Below are 19113 nucleotides of genomic sequence, written 5' to 3'. Positions count from 1 at the left end.
CCCCCATGAGAGAAATGCCGTTGGTTCAGACGCCCGCCAGTCAGCGTTGGCTGCGCCAGCAATGGTGGATGCTGGCATCGGCCGCGCTGGTGCTGGCCTACGTGTTCCAGCGCACCGAACTCGACCTCTGGCTCGAGGGCCGTTTCTACGATGTCGGTCGGACGGTCTTCCCGTTGCGCCAGCACTGGCTATTTGAAGCGGTGCTCCACAAGGGCGCGAAGTGGCTCACTTACGTCGCCGTAGCCGCGGCCATGGGTGTCTGCTGGCTGGGCTGGCGGGGGCGTCTGCCTTGGCTGCCGCGTCGCAATGCGTTGCTTGCCGGTGCGGGCATGGTGGTGATCCCGTTGAGCGTCACGCTCCTGAAGCTCATGACGGGACGCCACTGTCCCTGGGACATGGCTCAATTCGGCGGCAGCTTGCCCTATATGCGGTTGCTGGATCCGCTGCCGGCAGACGTCAAGCCGGGACAATGCTTTCCTGCCGGTCATGCGGCCACCGGCTTTCTCTGGGTCGTCTGGGGGATCGCATTGCGTCCTGCCGGCCGTCGCTGGGCGTGGGTTGGGCTGGCTGGCGGACTGCTGCTGGGCGGCACGCTTGGCGCGGCGCGCATGGCGCAGGGCGCGCACTTCCTGTCGCACACGCTCGCAACCCTCTGGGTGGCGTGGGCGGTCAGCTTGCTACTCGCGTGGGGGCTGCGGGCCGACGTGCGGCTAGGCAGCGCCGCGCCGCACCAGGGCCCGAAAGCTTGCTCGCGCCGTCGCCGACCACCGCCAGGACCGGACTCACAACTGTCTCGCGATGGCCTCGATCGGCTTTAAGCCACTGCCAAAGCGCGCAATGCTTTCGCGATGCTCGCGCAGGCTGGAATAGGGGACATAGCGGATATTGAGTGCCGAGACGCGGCTAAAAGCCGGGCGGCTCAATTGCGCGCGCACGTCGTCTTCGCGATCATCCGGCGCGACCAGGAACAGATGCTTGCGGGCGGACGGGTCGGAGCCGAGGGCCAGATCCAGCAAGCGCACGATACCGGAATAGATCGAGGTGGTATGTTCGACTTCAAAGGCGGCTTCGACCTCAAGGGTGGTGGCATTTAGCCAGACGGTGTCAATCCATGGAACGGTATCGCCTCCCGCCACCAGCAGCGCCGGCGGCAACGTTGAGAGACAGCCCTGGCTCAAGGGCTCGCCGTTGTACAGCCGACTTCGGTCGTTGGTGGCAATCCAAACGGCAAAGCCGAGCGACTTGCCGAGATCGCGCAGCCATCCCTGCACTTCGGTATGGGTGGCGTCTTCGGCCTGCCCCAGCTGAATCTGCCTGGCAAGCGCGGCAGCCTGCTCGCGCACCTTGGCCAGTTCCTGCTGCCAGACGGCCACATCGTGGGCCTGCGCTTGCCGCGGTGGCAGCGGATAGCGCTGCATGCCGATGTCAAACAGCAGGCCCGCGATCGCGCCAAGGTCATTGGAGAGCAAATCCCGATAACGCTGATTCAGGGCGAGCACCCCCTCGCGCATCGCCAGATAGTGATCCCATTTGCCAAGCTTGACCGACGAGCCTGTCAGGGCGTTATAGCCATTGACAATCGCGGTATTGAATGGCATCACCAGCGTGGGATGAATGAAATACAGCAGGTTGGCCGCCGCCGGCCCGAGACCCTTGATGCCGAGGCTGCTCAGCTGGCGAATCGCATCAAGGACTTCGGATTCGGTGTCACAGCAGTTGCAGGTATGGAGCAGTCTGGCAAAAGCACGCTGATTGTCGGCATGCTCATAGATATCTGGAATGCGCAGTTTTGGCTTCCACAGAAAGGCGTGATCCGCGCCTTTGAAAATCTGCCGTTGCTCTGCGATTGAAGACACCACGGTCTCGAGCGATGAGCCCCGATACGCGTTGCCGAATGTACCGGCCTGGATCTCGTCGACCACCGCGCCGATGCCACGCCGAATCGAGCGGAAATTCTTCAGCCGCTCCGGCCAAAGAAACCAGGTTTGATAGGCGCCGGCGGGATCGGTCTTCCAGCGCTCAATGAGGATGCGGATGGTGTCGGTCATGGTGTGCATTTTGCCGGGCAGTGTATCACCGTGAGGCCTTTTGACCTGGCGCATTGTTGACGCGAACCGGCTTGACCTTCCCATTATCGGAAGCTCTACCGTTATCACAAGAAAGCTGAGTGCGGCGATTGGCTGCCGGTCAGCTTCCCGTCATGGTAAGGAGTCTGTCATGAAAGCATGTCATGCCCAATCGACGCATCATGGCGCCAACGCCGGCCAAATCCGTCGGTTTCGCTGGTCGCTGCGTTGGGGGATCGTCCTTGCCGCCGTGGCGATCGTCATCGCCATCGCGCTCGGGATGCCGCGTTGGAGTGCGGTTGCTTCCTGGCTGCCATTTGCGCTAGTGTTATTGTGCCCGTTGATGCATCTATTCCATGGCGGCCACGGGCGCAGCGCGCCTTCAAAAGAAGGCGGCGACCCGGTGGACGGACAGCGCCACGACTAACAGGAGGCCTTCCATGAATGAACCCAGCAGCCAGCGCCACCCACCGAAAGCGGGGCACCCTGACAAGGCAACAAGCCCCGGTCCTGGCGCGCATGCTGACCAGCACCATTCCCATCGCCACGGTGCGCCGCACGACAGCCCAGTGTCGGGCGTCGGCACCGCCAAAGATCCGGTTTGTGGCATGGTGGTGTCGGCCGACTCGGCATTCCAGACCCAACACGCTGGCATTCCCTATTACTTTTGCAGTGCATCGTGTCAGCGCAAGTTCGAGGCGGACCCGGCCAAGCACGCCGCGGCTGCGGCAGCTCCTGCCGCGGCCCCTTCAGCCGCCCCGGATGCGGAATCGGGGCCGCCGGGCACGATCTACACCTGTCCGATGCACCCCGAGATCCGGCAGGATCATCCCGGCAACTGCCCGAAATGCGGCATGGCGCTGGAGCCGCTGTTGCCAGACCTGGACGAGACCGAGAATCCGGAGCTGGTGGATTTTCGGCACCGTTTTTGGTGGACGCTGCCGTTGACGGTGGTGACCACGGTGTTGGCCATGCTCGGCCATCGATTCGGGTGGATGCAGGCGGCGACGCAGAGCTGGGTCGAATTGGTCCTGTCGACGCCGGTGGTGCTTTGGGCGGGTTGGCCTTTTTTCGTGCGGTGCGCCCAGTCGTTCCTGCATCGCAGCCCCAATATGTGGACGCTGATCGGTCTGGGGACCGGTGCGGCCTATGCCTATAGCGTGGTGGCAACCGTGGCACCGGATGCGTTCCCTCAGACCTTTGCCGCCCACGGCCGCATCGGCGTGTACTTTGAGGCCGCGGCCGTCATCATCTCGTTGACGCTGCTCGGCCAGCTGCTTGAACTCAAGGCGCGATCGCAAACCTCCGCGGCGATCAAATCGTTGCTCGGGCTCGCGCCCAAGACGGCGCGCCGCATCGGGCGCGATGGCGCCGAGGAGGATGTGCCTCTCACTCATGTGCATGTCGGCGATTTATTGCGCGTCAGGCCCGGGGAAAAGGTGCCAGTCGACGGCATCGTGACCGAAGGCAGCAGTTCGGTGGACGAATCGATGATCACCGGTGAACCGATGCCGGTCACCAAGCGCGAAGGCGACCGCGTTATTGGCGCCACCATGAATACCTCAGGCAGCCTGATCATCCGGTCGGAGAAGGTTGGCGCACAAACGGTGCTCTCCCAGATCGTGCAGATGGTGGCGCAGGCGCAGCGCTCAAAGGCGCCGATGCAACGCATGGCCGATAAGGTCGCGGGCGTGTTCGTGCTCGGCGTCATCGGCGTCGCCGTGGTGACGTTCTTTGCCTGGGGCCTGTTCGGTCCACCGCCGAGTTGGGTGTTCGGTCTGATCAATGCAGTTGCGGTCTTGATTATCGCCTGTCCCTGTGCATTGGGGCTGGCCACGCCGATGTCGATCATGGTTGCCAGCGGCAAGGGCGCCACCAACGGCGTGCTGTTCCGCGATGCCGCCGCGATCGAGAACCTGCGCAAGGTCGACACCCTGATCGTCGACAAGACCGGTACGCTGACCGAGGGGCGGCCAGCCTTCGAGCGTGCAATTGGCGCCAATGGCTATGCCGACGACGAGGTCCTGCGGCTGGCGGCGAGCCTGGACCAGGGCAGCGAACATCCGCTGGCCGCGGCGCTGGTGGAGGCGGCCCGCATTCGTGGCTTGGCGCTGGAGAAGCCACAGGACTTTGAATCGAGCACGGGCATCGGTGTGCGCGGTACGGTCGGTGGGAAGACACTCGCCATTGGGAACACGGCGCTGATGCAAGCCGACGGCATCGACACCGAGGCGCTGCGCGCCCAAGCCGATACGCTGCGCGTACAAGGCGCGAGCGTTATGTATCTTGGCGTCGATGGCCGTCTGGCCGGGCTGCTGGCGGTGTCGGATCCCGTCAAAGGCTCAACGCCCGAAGCGCTGGCGGCCCTGAAGGCCGAGGGCATCCGCGTGGTCATGGCCACCGGCGACGGCGTGGCCACGGCAAAGGCGGTGGCCGCAAGGCTGGACATTGCGGAGTTCCACGGCGAAGTGAAGCCTGCGGACAAGCTTCAGCTGGTGAGCCAACTGCAGCAAAGCGGGGCGGTGGTCGCCATGGCCGGTGACGGCATCAATGATGCCCCGGCGCTGGCCAAGTCGGATGTGGGCATCGCCATGGGCACGGGCACCGATGTGGCGATGAACAGTGCTCAGGTGACGCTGGTCAAAGGCGACCTGCGTGGCATTGCGCGCGCACGCGAGCTATCCGAGGCAACCATTCGCAACATGAAACAAAACCTTGGCTTCGCGTTTATCTATAACGCGCTCGGGGTACCGTTAGCGGCAGGGGTGCTGTACCCGTTCACCGGTTTGCTGCTTTCGCCTATGATTGCCGCGTTGGCAATGAGCCTGAGCTCGGCCTCGGTGATCTCCAATGCGCTACGCCTGCGGCAGGCAGAGATTTAAGCTGGCGATGAGGCACTCGACCGGTGCTGACTTGTCTATTGACATGATGTTTTTCGGAGAATCCATGAAGTATTTCTTGGCCACTGCCGCATTGCTCGCGGCCGCCACCGGCGCGCAAGCGGCCTCGCCGACGCTAACGGTGTACAAGGATCCCAGTTGTGGCTGCTGTGCAGAATGGGTCAAACACGTGAACCAGGCCGGCATCCAGACCAAGGTCATTGATTCGTCCGACATGACGGCGGTCAAAGCCAGGCTCGGCGTCCCGACCCAGTTCGGCTCCTGCCATACCGCGGTGATCGATGGCAGCGCGCAGGTGGTGGAGGGGCACGTGCCGGCAGCAGCGGTGCGCAAGCTCGCTGCGAAGCCGACCTTGAAAGGGGTCGCAGTGCCCGGCATGCCGGCAAACTCGCCAGGCATGGGGCAGATGGACGGAAAGCTTGTGACAGTGGATTTTAGCGGCAAGCCATTCTCGAAAGACTAGGACTGCAGCGGGGCTGCGCGGGTAAGCGTTGCCAGAACTTCAGAACTGCCAGACAAAGGACATGGAAGAGTCAACTCAGTCGCGCTGGATCGTGGCCTGCGTGTTGGTGGTGGCCGCCGCGGCGGCCACCGGGGTCGCGCTCAAGGCGAAACGCTATCTGGAGCCACCCTCCGGTGGACCGCAGACGCTCAGGGAAGGGCGCCAACTGCGCATCGATGCCACGGATGCCGCGCAGCTCGGTCGCGGCAGGCAGCTGTACGCACAGGCCTGCGCGTCGTGCCATGGCGTCAAGCTCGAAGGCCAGCCTAACTGGCGCGAGCGGCTCGCAAATGGCCGGATGCCGGCGCCCCCGCATGATGCATCGGGTCATACCTGGCACCATGCGGACGCGGTGCTGTTTGCCATCACCAAGAACGGGCTCGTTGCCGGCGTGACCGCGCCGAGAGGCTATGTCAGTGACATGCCAGCCTTCGGCCAGTCGATGTCGGATGACGACATCATTGCCGTGCTCGCGTACATCAAGAGCACTTGGCCTGAGAAAATGGCAGTAGCGCAGCGCGAAGCGACCGCGCAGTATGCGAGCCCGAAGTAGCGACCCAAGCAAACACCGCAAGCAGGCGCTCCGGTCAGCGATGGCGCCTACGTCCGTTTCGAGCCTAGCCTGGGCTGCTGCAGTGACCCTGCACGAGCTGTCGCGGTGTGTACGCCACAGCTGACGAACATGTCGCGTTGAGCGGCCGGCTTGCTGGTATTCAGGCGCTTGGATCGCGCCTGGTAATTTCTGTCTCTTGCCTGCCTGCCCGCTCGCGCGTGGCACACAGCTGTATGCGAGCAGCGGTCGCGCGCCGTCGAAACGGCTCGAACACGCGTGCCGCTACGCCGATGACTCGTCGTGGGCGAAGATCGGCGAACGCTGCGCCGCACTAATCCCCTTACGTCGTCCAGAAGAGATACAAAAGCCCAAGCACGACCAGCGCCGCCCCAATGATCGAGTAGTAGCGCATGCCATGCAGGGGCTGGTCTGGATGGCCTCGCCGGTGAAAGACGAGTCTCATAGCCGTTATGGAAAGTCGAGCATTGCCATATGGTAGACCCAGCGCCGGTGATTTACCTTGACGTGTCTGCACGGCGGTCATTGAATGAATGCTGAAACGCGTCGCCACGAGAGCGGAACCATCCGCCGATTCACTTCTAGGGGTCCTGGAGACTACGATGCTGACACCACATGAAGTGGCCACCCTTATGCTGATCGACGACGCAGCCCCCAATCTCGCCGACCTCGATCACGCGTCGATCGAGGCATTGATTGAGCGGCAGCTGGTGCATCTGGAAAAATTGGCTTACGGCGATCGTCTGCACATCACGCCGCGGGGCAGTGACTTTTTGCATGCTCTCGCTAAATTGCATTAGGCTGGTCTGCAAACGCACTTGCGCACTGAAGGCTATGCGTTGCGCGTTGCGCAGTATGCCGCGATATGGCTAGACCCGGCGGTGCCCCTCGGGTCTGCAAGCGCCAAGTCAGCGGACCAAGGCGGACGTTCCACCGCCTACTGGTCCGGATGCGGCGTGGGGGAGGGCTGTCGAAGTGGTCGTCTGGCACAGCGTCCAGTAAGCAACCAATACGTCATGAGCTGCCCCGATAGAGCGGGCTTGGCGCGATGATGGCCGTGATGCCTTTGGCTTCCGGCAGATCCGGCAAAAGGAAGTTCAGCGCAACTGCCGATCGTCCACTACTTGTGGTCATAAAGGTCCAAGCCACCGTGCGGTTGGCGCCCCGGAAAGCAACGGTTTCTCCAGAGGTGACATTAACGTATCGCGCACCTGGCCGCAGCGTGATCGACCGAGTCGCCGTCTCGCCGGCAGCGACGGTACCATACAAATCGGCCCTAGCAGGTGGCAAAGGCGCACACGCCGACGCCATGCCGAAGGCAGAGAGTGCCAGTGCGATCCGTAAAGCCTGCGTGGTAGTCATAATGAGACTCCCTGTCGATGTGCGGCAAGGTCTAACGGACCCGCCTTTGCGACAACCCGACTTCCACCCGCGCCAAGGACGCACGCAGCTTGGTGCTGCGCTGATCTGTGGGCAACTGGCAAGGCTACCGGCACCCAAACGCGAGTTGCCGCACGATCTAGTCTAATCAGGGCATTCCAACGATAACGTTGCCCAAACGTTACATTCTGGACAGGTAACAATGTGGTCCACGTCATGCCCCACAAGTCAACGCTTCCAAGTGGGGAGGATCACGCGCAAGAAAACGGGTCCGCCACGGCGGCACCATGACCCAACCTACGCTGTCGAACCCTCAGCATCGGTGCGCCGTTTTGTTCGCCGCCGGACGCACCCGTCGTCGCGCTTTTTACTTGACGGCCACCTTGCCGACCATGCCGGCTTCGAAATGGCCCGGCACCAGACAAGCGAAGTCGACGGTCCCAGGACCGTCGAACTGCCACACCAGTGTGCCTTGTTTGCCAGGTGCGAGCATAATCTGGTTCGGGATAGAGTGCTTAGCATCAGGCATGCTGCGCATCATCTGCGCGTGCTCTTTCAACTCAGCGGCGGTACCGATCACCATTTCGTGCTCCACTTTGCCGACATTCCGCACGACAAAACGCACGGTTTCACCGCGCTTGACCTGAATCGAGTCGGGCGCGAACCGCATCGTGTCGCTCATGGTCACGTTAACCGTGCGTGAGACCTTGGCCGGCTTGCCCGGCTGACCGGCAGCGGACTTACTGGCGCTAGCTGGGCTCGCATGCCCCTCCATGCTGCCGGCAGCCCACACCAGCATTGGCGACAGCCCCAACACCAGCAGCAACGACTTGAGCGTCTTCATGGCATCTCCTTGGCGGTTGTTTGAGAGCAAAACAAGCGCAGCCTAGCTGCGCGGTTCGTGAAACGTGGCTACATGCCCGCGGGGGATAGGATGCCGAGCGAGGCGACAAGAGCCAGAATGAGCGTTGCCGCACTGGTCTCGAACATCAGGCTGCGCCGCAAGGTACGAACGGCGACGGCATAGTCGCTCGTCCGTACGGCATGCTCCAGGCGCGGGCTCAGATGAAAACGGTTAGCCGCGGCAAGGGCGAGCATGGTACCGAACAGCGCCAGCTTGGACGCCAGCAGTCCACCGTATGAGTTCAGCGACAGTTCTGGCAAGACCGGACCGACAATCAACCAATAGTTCACTGCGCCGGTAATGACCAAGGTTACGACAACGATCGTACCCACCTGAGCGAAGCCGTTCGAGGTGCGGCTCAGTAGGGCAACCTTGGCAGGTGTGGCAGAGGGATGCGACAACAACACGAACGCGAGCAGAGCGCCGACCCATGCGCCGGCGGCCATTAGATGCGCGATATCCGAGGCAAGGTGAATGTAGCGTCGAATGCCATCATCCATGGCGCCATGGCCGCCCCAGGCAAGCGTGGACAGCGCGACGCCGCCCGCTGCAGCCAGAACCCAGAATTGAAGTTCTGGCCGTTTGCGGACAAACAACGCGACCAGCACGCAGAGGACCAGGGCAACGAGTCGCACGACCCAGGCCGCGCCAAACGCGGTGCCTGTCACAATCATTTCGAAGACATGGCCTTGCAGTTCGGCGTAGGATGCGGCACCGGTCATGCCCTTGGCCATGATGGTGATATTGGCCAGCGACAGGACGATGCCCAGGGCCGCGACCGCCGCGCCAAGCGTCAAAAAGCGCGCACCCGTTGGCGACGCCATTTCCTCACGGCGCAGTGCGTACAAGCCAAACAGCGGCAGACCAAACAGTGCAGTCAGGTCGAAATAGAGTGCGAAACGCACTGCAACAGTTGCCCAGTCCATCGGCGGATCACTTCACGGTGAACGCGATGTTGCCATTAATCGGGTGCGTGTCGGACGACACTGCACGCCAATCGACGCGGTAGCTGCCAGGCGCCAGCGTCTGGGCCGGGGTGATCACCATGGTCTTGGGGTCGTCGCTGCCGGCAACCTTGGCGGCAATTTTCATCGGCGCATGGTTGGCCATGCCGGGCATGCTGGTCATGACGAGGCTGGCCCCGGAGAATTGGGTCGCGAGGTTCTCTGAAAACTTCAGCTCGATCTTCTGCGGCGCCGCCACCTCGGCCTTGTCGGCGGGCATGGACGATACCAGCTTTGGATGGGCGAAGGCTGCAGTACTAGCCAGCACAGCGGCGGCTGCCAGAGCGGCACGAATGGTGAAGCGGGGCGCTTGCATGGTGAACTCCAAATATGAGTGTGGATTGAAATACGTGGTTAGAACCACATGCGAACACCCGCTACAAAACGGGTTTCGCCACTTCGGCCGCCGGCGGTGCGAACCATGTCGGCGGTATTGCCAAAGGTTTGGTACCGTTCAATGCCGATATAGGGAGCGAACTGACGGCTGAACTCATAGCGCAGGCGCAGACCCACGGCACCGCTGGAAAGCCCGCTGCCCACGCCGACCTCGGGATCGTTCTTGCCATAAAGATTGGCCTCGATTCGGGGTTGCAGGATCAGGCGCTGGGTAATTAGCAATTCATACTCGGCTGACAGGCGCAGCGCAGTGCGACCTTCGGTGCCGATATAGCCAGTAGCGTCGACCTCGAACCAGTATGGCGCCAGGCCCTGGATACCGAAGGCCAGCCAGTTTCGGGTTGGCCGGCCATAGCCGGCATCGTTGCGGATACCCAGCTGCGTGTCCCAATAGGTGGCAATGGCATGACCCCACAGCAATTCGGTCCGCGCCTCGTGGATCTTGCGCCTCTCGGATTCGCCTTCGGCCTTGATCACGAGGCGGTTAAAGCTGCTGCCAATCCACGCTTGCGCCTCATAGGCAGCGGCATTGCTCTCATTTCCCTTGACCCATTCCAGCCGGTCAACGAGTACCGAGGCAAATAGGTGTTCGTCTGCCATGTGCAGCGAACGGTGCGGACCAATGGCGTATTGACCCACGCCGAGCTGATAGCCCCCTGAGTAACCGTGCGGGTCGCGCGCATCCGCGGGCGCGCTCCCCCCTTGCATCTGCATGTCGCCATGATCCATGCCTTGCATCGAACCCGTGCCTTGCATCTGGCTGTGGTCCATGCCCTGCATCGAACCCATGCCCTGCATCTGGCTGTGGTCCATGCCCTGCATCGAACCCATGCCCTGCATCTGGCTGTGGTCCATGCCCTGCATCGAGTCCATGCCTTGCATCTGGCCGTCGGTGGCAGCGGTGCCGCCAACCTTGCCCGAAGACTTTGCTTTCGGAATGGACTTCGCCTTTTCCGCGACGGCGGGCGACGAAGTTTGCGTTGGAACCGCTTCGGTGTGGGCGTGCTGGGCCCAAGCTGCGCTCATGCCAGCGGAAGCAAGCACGGCGGCAAGTACTGTTCTTGTTGGTTTTTCCATGTGCATATCGGTTAGGGTCAGGCCACCACCACTTCGCGGAACATCCCGGCGTCCATGTGCAACATCAGGTGGCAATGCCAGGCCCACCGGCCCAAGGCGTCGGCGGTGACGAGGAAGCTGATGCGTTGCGCCGGTTGCACCGCGATCGTGTGTCGACGCGCGAGGAAGGCGCCATCCGGCGATTCGAGTTCGCTCCACATGCCATGCATGTGCATTGGGTGCGTCATCATGGTGTCGTTGTGCAAAATGACGCGCAGCCGCTCGCCATACTTAAAGTGCACCGGCGTCGAATTTCCGAACTCCACCCCGTCGATGGACCACGAGTAACGCTCCATATTACCGGTCAAGTGCAGTTCCACTTCGCGCCCGGGACCGCGTTTGTCCAACGGACCGCCAATGGTGTGCTGATCGGCCAGTGTCAGGACGCGGCGCCCGGTGTCGCGCAAACCGATGCCCGGGTCGTCCAAGTTGGTGCGCGCCATGTCAACGCGCATATCGGTGGTGGCGCCATACTCGGTCTTGGCGTGGCGCGCCTTGGTGCTGGGCACCTTCAGCGACGCATCGGTCGCCATGCCCCCCGACATGCTACCCATGGCATGCTGGCTGTGATCCATGGCCATAGCGCCATGGTTCATGCCTTGCATGCCCATCGAGCCGTGGTCCATGCCTTGCATGGCCATGCCGCCATGGCTCATTCCGCCCATGGCGCTGTGATCCATGCCGCCCATGCCTCCCATACTGCCCATCATGTCGGCCATGGTGAGCCACTGCGGCTTATCCACGGCGGGCACCGGTGCCGCCAGCCCGGCTCGAGTTGCCAGGGTGCCGCGGGCATAGCCGGTGCGATCCATCGACTGCGAGAAAATGGTATAGGCCTCGTCGCGCGGCTCGACCAGCACGTCACAGGTCTCGCCCGGGCCGAAGCGGAACTCATCGACGGTTACCGGTTCGATGTTCTGTCCATCGACTTGGATGACCTTAAGCTTGAGGCCGGGAATGCGCACATCGTAGAACGTGTTGCCTGCGCCGTTGATAAACCGCAGACGAACCTTCTCGCCCGGCTTAAACACGCCGGTCCAGTTGCCGGCCGGTGTGACGCCGTTCATCAAGTAAGTCAGCGTGGCGCCCGAGAGATCCGCCAGATCGGTCGGGCTCATCCGCATCTCGTTCCACATCTTGCGCTTAGCGAGCGCGCTCTTCATCCCTTCACTGGAGACGTCGCGGAAAAAATCGATAACCGTCGGCTGGTTATAGTTGTAGTAGTCGCTCTGAACCTTCAGTTTCGAGAGCACGCGCATCGGATCTTCGTCGGTCCAATCCGAGAGCAGCACGGTATAATCGCGATCGGCTCGCACGCCATCCACGCCGGTGGCTGGATCGATGACAATGCCGCCATACACGCCGGTCATCTCCTGGAAGCCCGAATGCGAGTGATACCAATAGCTACCAATCTGGTCGACCTTGAAGCGGTAGGTGAAGGTCTCGCCCGGCGCAATGCCCGCAAAGCTGATCCCCGGCACGCCGTCCATCTCGAACGGCAGAATGATCCCGTGCCAATGAATCGACGTGTGCTCGCGCAACCGGTTCGTGACCCGAATCGTCACCGTTTCGCCTTGACGCCAGCGCAGCGTCGGCCCCGGCAACATGCCATTGATGGTGGTCGCGACGCGTGGCGTCCCGGTGAAGTTGACCACCGACTCGCCGATCACGAGGTCGAAGTCGGTCCCGCGCAGCACTGGTGCTGTGCCGGATAAGACATCTGCCGGTCGGCCTGACGGCTGAGCCCAGGCCGCACCGCCCAAGCCAGACAGCCCCGCCATCACGCCACCGGCGGCCAGACCCTGTACAAAACGGCGGCGCGGCAGATTAGGCAGCACAAGGCCAGACGGTCGATCACGTCGCATGAAATAGTCCTTTTTGCTTGAATGGCCGCGTCGGAAGGCGGCAGCAAGAGAGTAACGACAGCGAGGCTACCGTCAACTTACCCAAACATTACATTCCGGTAAGGTCTGGGTTACCCACAGAGCGTCTCGGTAGACTACCCCGTATTAGAGCCGGTCCAACAGGCGGGCACATAATCCGAAAGACGAGGGGGAGGGCACGAAGATGAAGCTGCTGGTGGTAGAAGATGAATCCAAGACCGGCGAGTACCTGCGCCAGGGGCTGACCGAGGCAGGATTCGTGGTCGACTTGGTCGCCAACGGGCTGGACGGACAGCACTTGGCGCTTAACGAAGCGTACGACCTGATTATCCTCGACGTCATGCTACCCGATCTCGATGGCTGGCGTATTTTGCAGACGATCCGCGCCGCGGACAACCCGGTTCCGGTGTTATTTCTGACCGCCCGCGACAGCGTGGCCGATCGGGTCAGGGGGTTGGAGTTGGGCGCTGACGACTATCTGGTCAAGCCATTCGCGTTCTCGGAACTACTGGCGCGCGTACGTACGCTATTGCGGCGCGGTACTGTACAGCTAGCGATGGACCGCATTCAGGTGGGCGATCTGGTGCTGGATTTGGGCAGGCGCCGGGCGTCGCGGGCCGGGCGCCGCATCACGCTGACCAGCAAGGAGTTTGCGCTGCTGGAGTTGCTCGCTCGCCGGCGCGGCGAGGTGCTGCCACGCTCGTTGATTGCCTCCCAGGTCTGGGACATGAACTTTGACAGCGATAGCAACGTGATCGATGTGGCCATTCGCCGCTTGCGGGCGAAGATCGACGATGACTTTGATATTAAGCTGATTCAGACCGTGCGCGGCATGGGCTACGTGCTGGAAGCGCCGGAGGAGCAGGCATGACGCATCGCCTGTCCCTGACGATGCGTCTGACCATCCTGTTTTCGCTCTGCTCTGCCGTGGTGCTGCTGGGCTTGGGCGTTCTCATCTGGCTGGCGATGGACCGCCACTTCGCCACCGAGGATTATGTGGTGCTCGGCGACAATATTCGCCTGATCGAAAAGATCGCGCAGGAAACGCCGGCCGAGCGCTTGCCCCAGCGGCTTCGGGAAATGGTCGATCACCATCCTGGCTTCGTCGCGCAGGTGCAGACCGCACAAGGCCACAAGCTGTATGCGACCAAGGACTTCGATTTTGCGATTGCTTTCGAGGCGATTCCGCGCGAATTGGCGCGTGACAATACCTTCGTCTGGCAGCAAGGCGAGCAGGAGTATCGCGGCATGCGCGCGCAGGTTGGTGCGGCTGACCCGCGCATTGCACCTTTGCGCGTCGTGGTCGGCATGGACACGGAAATCCACGCGCACTTCATGCATGCATTTCGTCGTTCGCTGGCCTTCTATACCACATTGGCGGTGCTCGCCAGCGGTCTCTTTGGTTGGTGGGCGGCGCGACGCGGGCTCGCACCCCTGCGCATGATGGTCTCACGCGCCAAGGGCGTCACCGCGAACAAACTGGATGCGCGCATGCCGGTCGAAGCCGTGCCGGTCGAGATGGCAGATCTGGCGATCACGTTAAACGCGATGCTGGAGCGACTGCAGGATGATTTTCGGCGGCTCTCGGAATTCTCCTCCGATTTGGCGCATGAGCTGCGCACGCCCATCACCAACCTGATGACGCAGACGCATGTCGTGCTATCGCAGCCGCGAGATGCCGCCAAATATCGAGAGGTCCTGGCCTCGAATGCCGAGGAATTGCAGCGGCTTGGGCGCATGGTGTCCGATATGCTGTACTTGGCCAAGATGGAGCACGGCATCACACTGCCGAATGAGGAAGCGATCAACGTGGCTGATGAAGTACAGGCGCTGTTCGAATTCTACGACGCGCTGGCAGAGGACAAGGGCGTCAATCTACGGCTTGATGGGCAGGCGAAAATTACCGGCGACCGTCTGATGTTACGCCGAGCGCTCAGCAATCTGCTCTCGAACGCTCTACGCTATACGCCGTCCGGCAAAGAGATCCGGGTCGAGACGCGCGAGCAGGGCGGCAGCACGTCGATCGTAGTCGAGAATGAGGGCGAGGAAATCAGTCCCGAGTTGCTGCCATCGCTATTCGACCGCTTTTTCCGTGCCGACAAATCAAGGACCCGTGCGGAGTCCGAAAGCGTGGGACTGGGTCTCTCCATCACGCAAGCCATCATGTTTGCGCACGGGGGCCAGATTTCGGCGGAATCGTCGGAAGGCACTACGCGCTTCATTTTGACGTTTCCCCGCCAGCGAAACGCCGCCCGGAGCTAGACGGTTGGCCTCCAGCGCGTCGCCGCATAAAAATAGCCACGGCGTTGCGGCGCCGTGGCTAGTGGTCCTTCGGTAAAAGGACCGTTCAACCTATTGATCCGGCATTGTATCTAGAATCTCATGCGGCATCACGAAGCGGTTTGGGCTCGAAACTCGCTTTTGGTCCGCTCGGGCTGTCGTTGACACCTTCACAGGTACATGGACGTCGCCTTGACCAGTTGCAGCTTGGTGCGCGCCGGCGCCAGCGTTGTGACGGCCGGCTTGAGGTCGGCGAAGGCCCTCTCGTCCGGGGTTGAGTTCGGGTCTGTAGCTTGGCCGGTAGAAGACTTCGATTTCGTGCTTGTGCTCGGCCAACCACGCCTTTACGGGCTTGCTGTGATGCACGCGCAGATTGTCCAGGATCAGGTAGACCTTGCGCTTAATACCCTTGACCAGCCGTTTCACGAACTTGATCAGGATGTCGGAATTGAGCGCGCCGTCGAATATCTTCCAGCGCATCGTTCCCTGGTTGGTAACGCTGGAGATGACCGACAAGCCATGGCACTCGTTGTTCGCCCGTACCACCGCCGCCTGGCCTTGCGCAGCATGGCCGCGCATGCGTACGTCGTTGCTGCGCAAGCCGGTCTCATCGCCCCAATGGATCTCGGCGCCTTCTGCCTTGGCGCTCGCTAAAATGACCGGATACTCCTCATCGAGCCACTTCTTCACTGCCGCTGGCGGCTCGTAGGCCTTCTGGATCGGCCTCTGCGGCGTGAAGCCCCAGCGTTCGTGGTAAAGACCTAGGGTGCGTGCAGCGAGTTCGATGCCGTAGCGATCGCGGATCAGTTTTGCCACCGCCTGGCGCTGCCACAGCGGGTACCCCATCTTCATCTGATCGGGCGTACGGTCGCGAATCAGGCGCAGCACTTCACTCTCCTGCTCGGCCGTCAGCGTGCGTCCAATGCCGCGGGGTCGTCCCGGCCGCGTAGTGTCCACCGCCTTCCAGCCGCCCGCTTCATACGCCTTGAATGCCGCACTCACCGTCGCGCGCGTCAGCTCGCACTGCGCCGCCGCCTCGTTCACGCTCACGCCTTGAAGCCGCATTCTCACCGCTCGCCGTCGCCGCTCGTTCAACGCGTCGACCGACAGCGTCCTCGAGTCGATTTTGTCATGCATCATCTGACTAACCCTCTCGAGAACGTCCCCTATTTGTGTGCCGGATCAACAGGTATTCAGGCGGCTTTGCTTAAAACTTATGGCGTAGACCCAGCACGACACCGGTCTGGTTGTCGCCCGGCACGACATTGACCGGCGCGCCACTGCTGGCGTTAAAGCCGTTCAAGCCCAACTGTGAGCCACCTTTGTTACGGACATAGCCGACATTGAAGTACATGTCGGTGCGTTTGGAAAACGCGTAATCGGTCGAGGCCACGAACATCAGCGGATCGGCGCCGGAACCCCGCACATCGGTATAGTACGCTGCGCCGGTGAGCGACAGCGCCGAGGTCAGCTGATAACGCAGGCCTGCCCAATACAAGTTGGAGCGCATTGCGCTTACCGCGCTCGAGATATTTCCGTTGAGCCAACGATATCCGGCATACAGCTTTGCTGGTCCGATCCCATAGCTGATCCCCACTAACGCGCGCCGGTCCTTTTGCCCCTGCGATGCAACGGTTGACCCCTGGTACTCGTCGTACAGGGCGCCCAGGGAAAGCGGTCCAGTCGAATACACCAGACCCGCACTCATCTCCCGGTCCACCTTCAGCTCGCCGGGGACTTCGCCGCCGCCAGTGCGGCCGAAGCTGTACAGTGCCATGGCGGTCACGCCGCCAAACGTGCCCTTGTACTTGACGGAATTGTCCGCGCGACCGGCAATGGTATCGTCGCTCTTGAAAAGCGAGTATCGCGGCGCGAAACCCATCGGATCAAACTGAATGGCGGTGTCGTATAGCACCGTGGTCTGGCGACCAAGGGTCAGCTGACCATATGGGCTGGACAGCCCGACCAGTGCGCCCCGGTCAAATAACCGGCCGGCGCTACTCGACTGCGCGGTATCAAGGGCGAAGCCGCTCTCCAGTTCGAACACCGCTTTGAGGCCACCGCCGAGATCTTCCGTACCCCGCAAGCCCCAACGCGAGGTCGACATATTGCCGGCCGACATGCGCACCTGGTTGGTGCCGCCGCTCGACGATGGCACATTCGATAAATATTCGATGCCGACATCGGCGACGCCGTATAGCGTGACACTCGTCTGCGCATAAGCCCCCAATGACAGCGACCCCAGCAGCATGCCAGCGGCGGTCATCTTTCTTCTTTTCATAGCGTCTCCAGTTCGCCACGTTATTGGTATTCGATAGGCACTGAAGTCTAGTGAGACCAAGCTTACTGCGACATTGCAAGCCGGTTACATTGTTGGGGCGGATGCAACTTGTGCAGCGCGCAGCGGTCGCCCATTCCCACGGAGTTAGCAGGCATGCGCTCGCGCTGGGCTAATGGGAAGTAGACGACAGGAGAGTGCGCGATGGCGGGATGATGTCTTGTCATGTTCTCGTAATCTCTGTGACAGACCGGCCGCCCTAGAATCAATCGCGTTGCCGCCTTGGGTCAACAGGAGCGCCCCGTTCTTTCCAGGTGCCAGGTGGCATGCCGCGTCATGATGCTGGCCGTCAGATCCCACGAAGACAGCCTGCGTCCAGTTCTTTTTTAGGGAGACTTCGATTGAATCTGATCCGAACCGGCTTATCGGCGTTGCTTGTTAGTCTTAGCGCTTCTGCGTTGGCGCACGCCCCCATTTTGGATCTTGATCGGGGTCCTGCCGCTTTCGTGCCCGGTGGCCTGGCCGAGCCGCGCCCTACGGAGTGGCTGATCGACGTCGGGGCGCGGGTCAACGCGACCTGGCGCCGAACACTTGGTGCGGGGGAGGGGTGTGTGCTGGTTTTGGACAATCCCCGCAACGAGCCAGCCGAGGTCACCGTAGTGATTTCCCAGGATGACGCCGGACACGCGATGCCCGGAACGCGCCCGGTATCGCTGCGCATCCCTGCTCATGGTCGCCATGCCCTGACACTGCAGGCCTCTCGGTCGCTTAGCGTGTCCGTGTACGCTGAGAAATAATGCAGCGCTCGCTCATCGCTCGGGCCGCGTGGGTGACGCTGAGCATGGCAAGCGGCCCGGACGGGCTCCGAGCAAGGGCACTGCACGGCGCCCGCTTGCTCAGAGCCCGTGTCAGGTCGCCCGCTTAGCCGCCTTCGCGGTGACCTTTGATGAGGGCGTCGTCCAGACGGAACACCTCATTGCCCTTCATCAGGATCTTGCTACCGTCTTTGGTCTCCATGACCTTGCCTTCTGGCATGCTGACGGACTTGCCGTACTTGTTCTCCATGCCCATCTTGCCGTCTTTGAAAACGTGGACTTTTGATCCGTCTTTGAGCTCATAGGTTTTCACGACCGTGCTCAAATCGGTCGCGGCGGCAGTAAGCGATACCGCGGCAATCAGGCTTGCAACGACAAGTTTGCTTTTCATCTTCGAGATCTCCTTTGGCTCGGTGGCACAGGTTGAGACTGCGTTGGCACACGCGGAAAGCGCGTACCGAAAAAGGGGGAACGTCTAGACTATTGCGGTGGCGCCGGTCGGGGCTGGCCGCAGTCACGGTTTTGTCGCTTCGCCTCTCGCGACGGCTTAGATTTGGCAGTATTCGATGGCGCCGCGGCGCCGTTGCCGTGCTTGAATAAGCGGTGCCGGGGGTTCACGGCAAGCGCATACTGCGGGGTTTCCTTGTCCCGCTGCGCTGTACAGTCCAGCGACCTGCTTTCCCATTCATGGTCCACGGCAGGCCACATCGCGGGCGCGGCAGGAGCCGGCACGCCACCGCACTGCAGCCACCAGTTACTGCTGAGCTCTTGCCTGGGCTCCCAGCCGATTTGAATGGCGCCAATCGCACCGGGCGCGATGCCCATTGCCGCGCCACCGAGCAGGACCAGCAGCTTTCCGACTTTCATGGGTCCTTTCCTGAGTTGGCCGGCGACGTGTGCCACGCGCGCCAGCATGGCACGCGGAGAGGACGCAGACTAATGCCCCATCAAACGGGGCCCCCCTATGGCTGCTTGCACGTGCGTCATAATGACCATTCTATTTTCCCGCGCGCGGCCT

Annotated in this window: 18 protein-coding genes and 1 pseudogene; 8 read left to right on the top strand and 11 right to left on the bottom strand. The window is 61.9% G+C overall.

Features of this window, described 5'->3' with window-relative positions:
• Nucleotides 1-5: 5 nt before the first annotated feature.
• Entirely contained in the window at nt 6-818 is an 813-nt protein-coding gene (locus tag J5T34_RS07595) for a phosphatase PAP2 family protein (protein WP_082371458.1), read from the top strand.
• On the opposite strand, the gene J5T34_RS07590 is transcribed toward J5T34_RS07595, so the two are convergent.
• On the bottom strand, nt 783-2048 hold the full coding sequence (locus J5T34_RS07590) for a type II restriction endonuclease (protein WP_151023062.1): 1266 nt from the start codon (nt 2046-2048) through the stop codon (nt 783-785). The two genes, J5T34_RS07595 and J5T34_RS07590, sit on opposite strands and share 36 nt — an antisense overlap.
• A 169-nt stretch (nt 2049-2217) precedes the next feature.
• Here J5T34_RS07590 and J5T34_RS07585 point away from each other — a divergent pair, with 169 nt between their 5' ends.
• From J5T34_RS07585 to J5T34_RS07565, 5 genes are all read left to right on the top strand, one after another.
• On the top strand, nt 2218-2493 hold the full coding sequence (locus tag J5T34_RS07585) for a DUF2933 domain-containing protein (protein WP_115737203.1): 276 nt from the start codon (nt 2218-2220) through the stop codon (nt 2491-2493).
• Nucleotides 2494-2506: 13 nt separating this feature from the next.
• Nucleotides 2507-4948, top strand: a complete 2442-nt coding sequence (locus tag J5T34_RS07580) for a heavy metal translocating P-type ATPase (protein WP_174782259.1) — start codon at nt 2507-2509, stop codon at nt 4946-4948.
• 64 nt (nt 4949-5012) lie between these two features.
• Entirely contained in the window at nt 5013-5429 is a 417-nt protein-coding gene (locus tag J5T34_RS07575) for a DUF411 domain-containing protein (protein ID WP_053823085.1), read from the top strand.
• 61 nt (nt 5430-5490) lie between these two features.
• A complete protein-coding gene (locus J5T34_RS07570; protein ID WP_053821772.1) occupies nt 5491-6021 on the top strand; it encodes a c-type cytochrome in 531 nt (176 codons plus the stop codon).
• A 620-nt stretch (nt 6022-6641) separates the two neighbouring features.
• A complete protein-coding gene (locus J5T34_RS07565; protein ID WP_082371627.1) occupies nt 6642-6839 on the top strand; it encodes a hypothetical protein in 198 nt (65 codons plus the stop codon).
• A gap of 214 nt (nt 6840-7053) precedes the next feature.
• Here the strand turns inward: J5T34_RS07565 and J5T34_RS07560 are convergent, their stop codons facing one another.
• From J5T34_RS07560 to J5T34_RS07535, 6 genes are all read right to left on the bottom strand, one after another.
• The gene (locus J5T34_RS07560) at nt 7054-7401 is read right to left on the bottom strand and encodes a CzcE family metal-binding protein (protein WP_174782258.1); all 348 of its coding nucleotides are present in this window, start codon (nt 7399-7401) and stop codon (nt 7054-7056) included.
• 385 nt (nt 7402-7786) lie between these two features.
• Complete coding sequence (locus tag J5T34_RS07555) at nt 7787-8263, bottom strand: cupredoxin domain-containing protein (RefSeq protein WP_053821774.1); 477 nt, start codon at nt 8261-8263, stop codon at nt 7787-7789.
• Nucleotides 8264-8331: 68 nt separating this feature from the next.
• On the bottom strand, nt 8332-9249 hold the full coding sequence (gene copD, locus J5T34_RS07550) for a copper homeostasis membrane protein CopD (protein WP_174782257.1): 918 nt from the start codon (nt 9247-9249) through the stop codon (nt 8332-8334).
• A 7-nt stretch (nt 9250-9256) separates the two neighbouring features.
• Nucleotides 9257-9643: a copper homeostasis periplasmic binding protein CopC gene (gene copC / locus J5T34_RS07545; RefSeq protein ID WP_053823086.1), complete on the bottom strand. Its 387-nt coding sequence runs from the start codon at nt 9641-9643 to the stop codon at nt 9257-9259.
• A 38-nt stretch (nt 9644-9681) separates the two neighbouring features.
• Nucleotides 9682-10800 carry a copper resistance protein B gene (locus J5T34_RS07540; RefSeq protein WP_244258752.1) on the bottom strand — a complete coding sequence of 373 codons (1119 nt, stop codon included), beginning with the start codon at nt 10798-10800 and terminating at the stop codon, nt 9682-9684.
• A gap of 17 nt (nt 10801-10817) precedes the next feature.
• Nucleotides 10818-12704: a copper resistance system multicopper oxidase gene (locus tag J5T34_RS07535; protein ID WP_053821776.1), complete on the bottom strand. Its 1887-nt coding sequence runs from the start codon at nt 12702-12704 to the stop codon at nt 10818-10820.
• A 202-nt stretch (nt 12705-12906) separates the two neighbouring features.
• Between J5T34_RS07535 and J5T34_RS07530 the strand changes: the two genes are divergently transcribed.
• Together J5T34_RS07530 and J5T34_RS07525 are read left to right on the top strand one after the other, a co-directional pair.
• Nucleotides 12907-13593: a heavy metal response regulator transcription factor gene (locus tag J5T34_RS07530; RefSeq protein ID WP_053821777.1), complete on the top strand. Its 687-nt coding sequence runs from the start codon at nt 12907-12909 to the stop codon at nt 13591-13593.
• The gene (locus J5T34_RS07525; RefSeq protein WP_151023058.1) at nt 13590-14984 is read left to right on the top strand and encodes a heavy metal sensor histidine kinase; all 1395 of its coding nucleotides are present in this window, start codon (nt 13590-13592) and stop codon (nt 14982-14984) included. The genes J5T34_RS07530 and J5T34_RS07525 overlap by 4 nt, the downstream gene beginning before the upstream one ends.
• Nucleotides 14985-15102: 118 nt before the next feature.
• On the opposite strand, the pseudogene J5T34_RS07520 reads toward J5T34_RS07525, so the two are convergent.
• The 4 genes and pseudogenes from J5T34_RS07520 to J5T34_RS07505 all read right to left on the bottom strand — a co-directional run bounded on the left by J5T34_RS07520 (nt 15103) and on the right by J5T34_RS07505 (nt 18962).
• Nucleotides 15103-16139, bottom strand: a pseudogene (locus J5T34_RS07520) (IS630 family transposase).
• Between the two features lie 70 nt (nt 16140-16209).
• Entirely contained in the window at nt 16210-17283 is a 1074-nt protein-coding gene (locus J5T34_RS07515) for a porin (RefSeq protein WP_053821779.1), read from the bottom strand.
• A 918-nt stretch (nt 17284-18201) separates the two neighbouring features.
• Nucleotides 18202-18486, bottom strand: a complete 285-nt coding sequence (gene copK / locus J5T34_RS07510; protein WP_053821780.1) for a periplasmic Cu(I)/Cu(II)-binding protein CopK — start codon at nt 18484-18486, stop codon at nt 18202-18204.
• A gap of 89 nt (nt 18487-18575) precedes the next feature.
• Complete coding sequence (locus J5T34_RS07505; protein WP_116322066.1) at nt 18576-18962, bottom strand: hypothetical protein; 387 nt, start codon at nt 18960-18962, stop codon at nt 18576-18578.
• Nucleotides 18963-19113: the final 151 nt, after the last annotated feature.

It is taken from the genome of Cupriavidus gilardii (assembly GCF_017598945.1).
Taxonomy (GTDB): Bacteria; Pseudomonadota; Gammaproteobacteria; order Burkholderiales; family Burkholderiaceae; genus Cupriavidus; species Cupriavidus gilardii_E.
The sequence above is the reverse complement of the archived record's forward strand: the minus strand, read 5'-3'. Positions and strand labels throughout refer to the sequence as shown.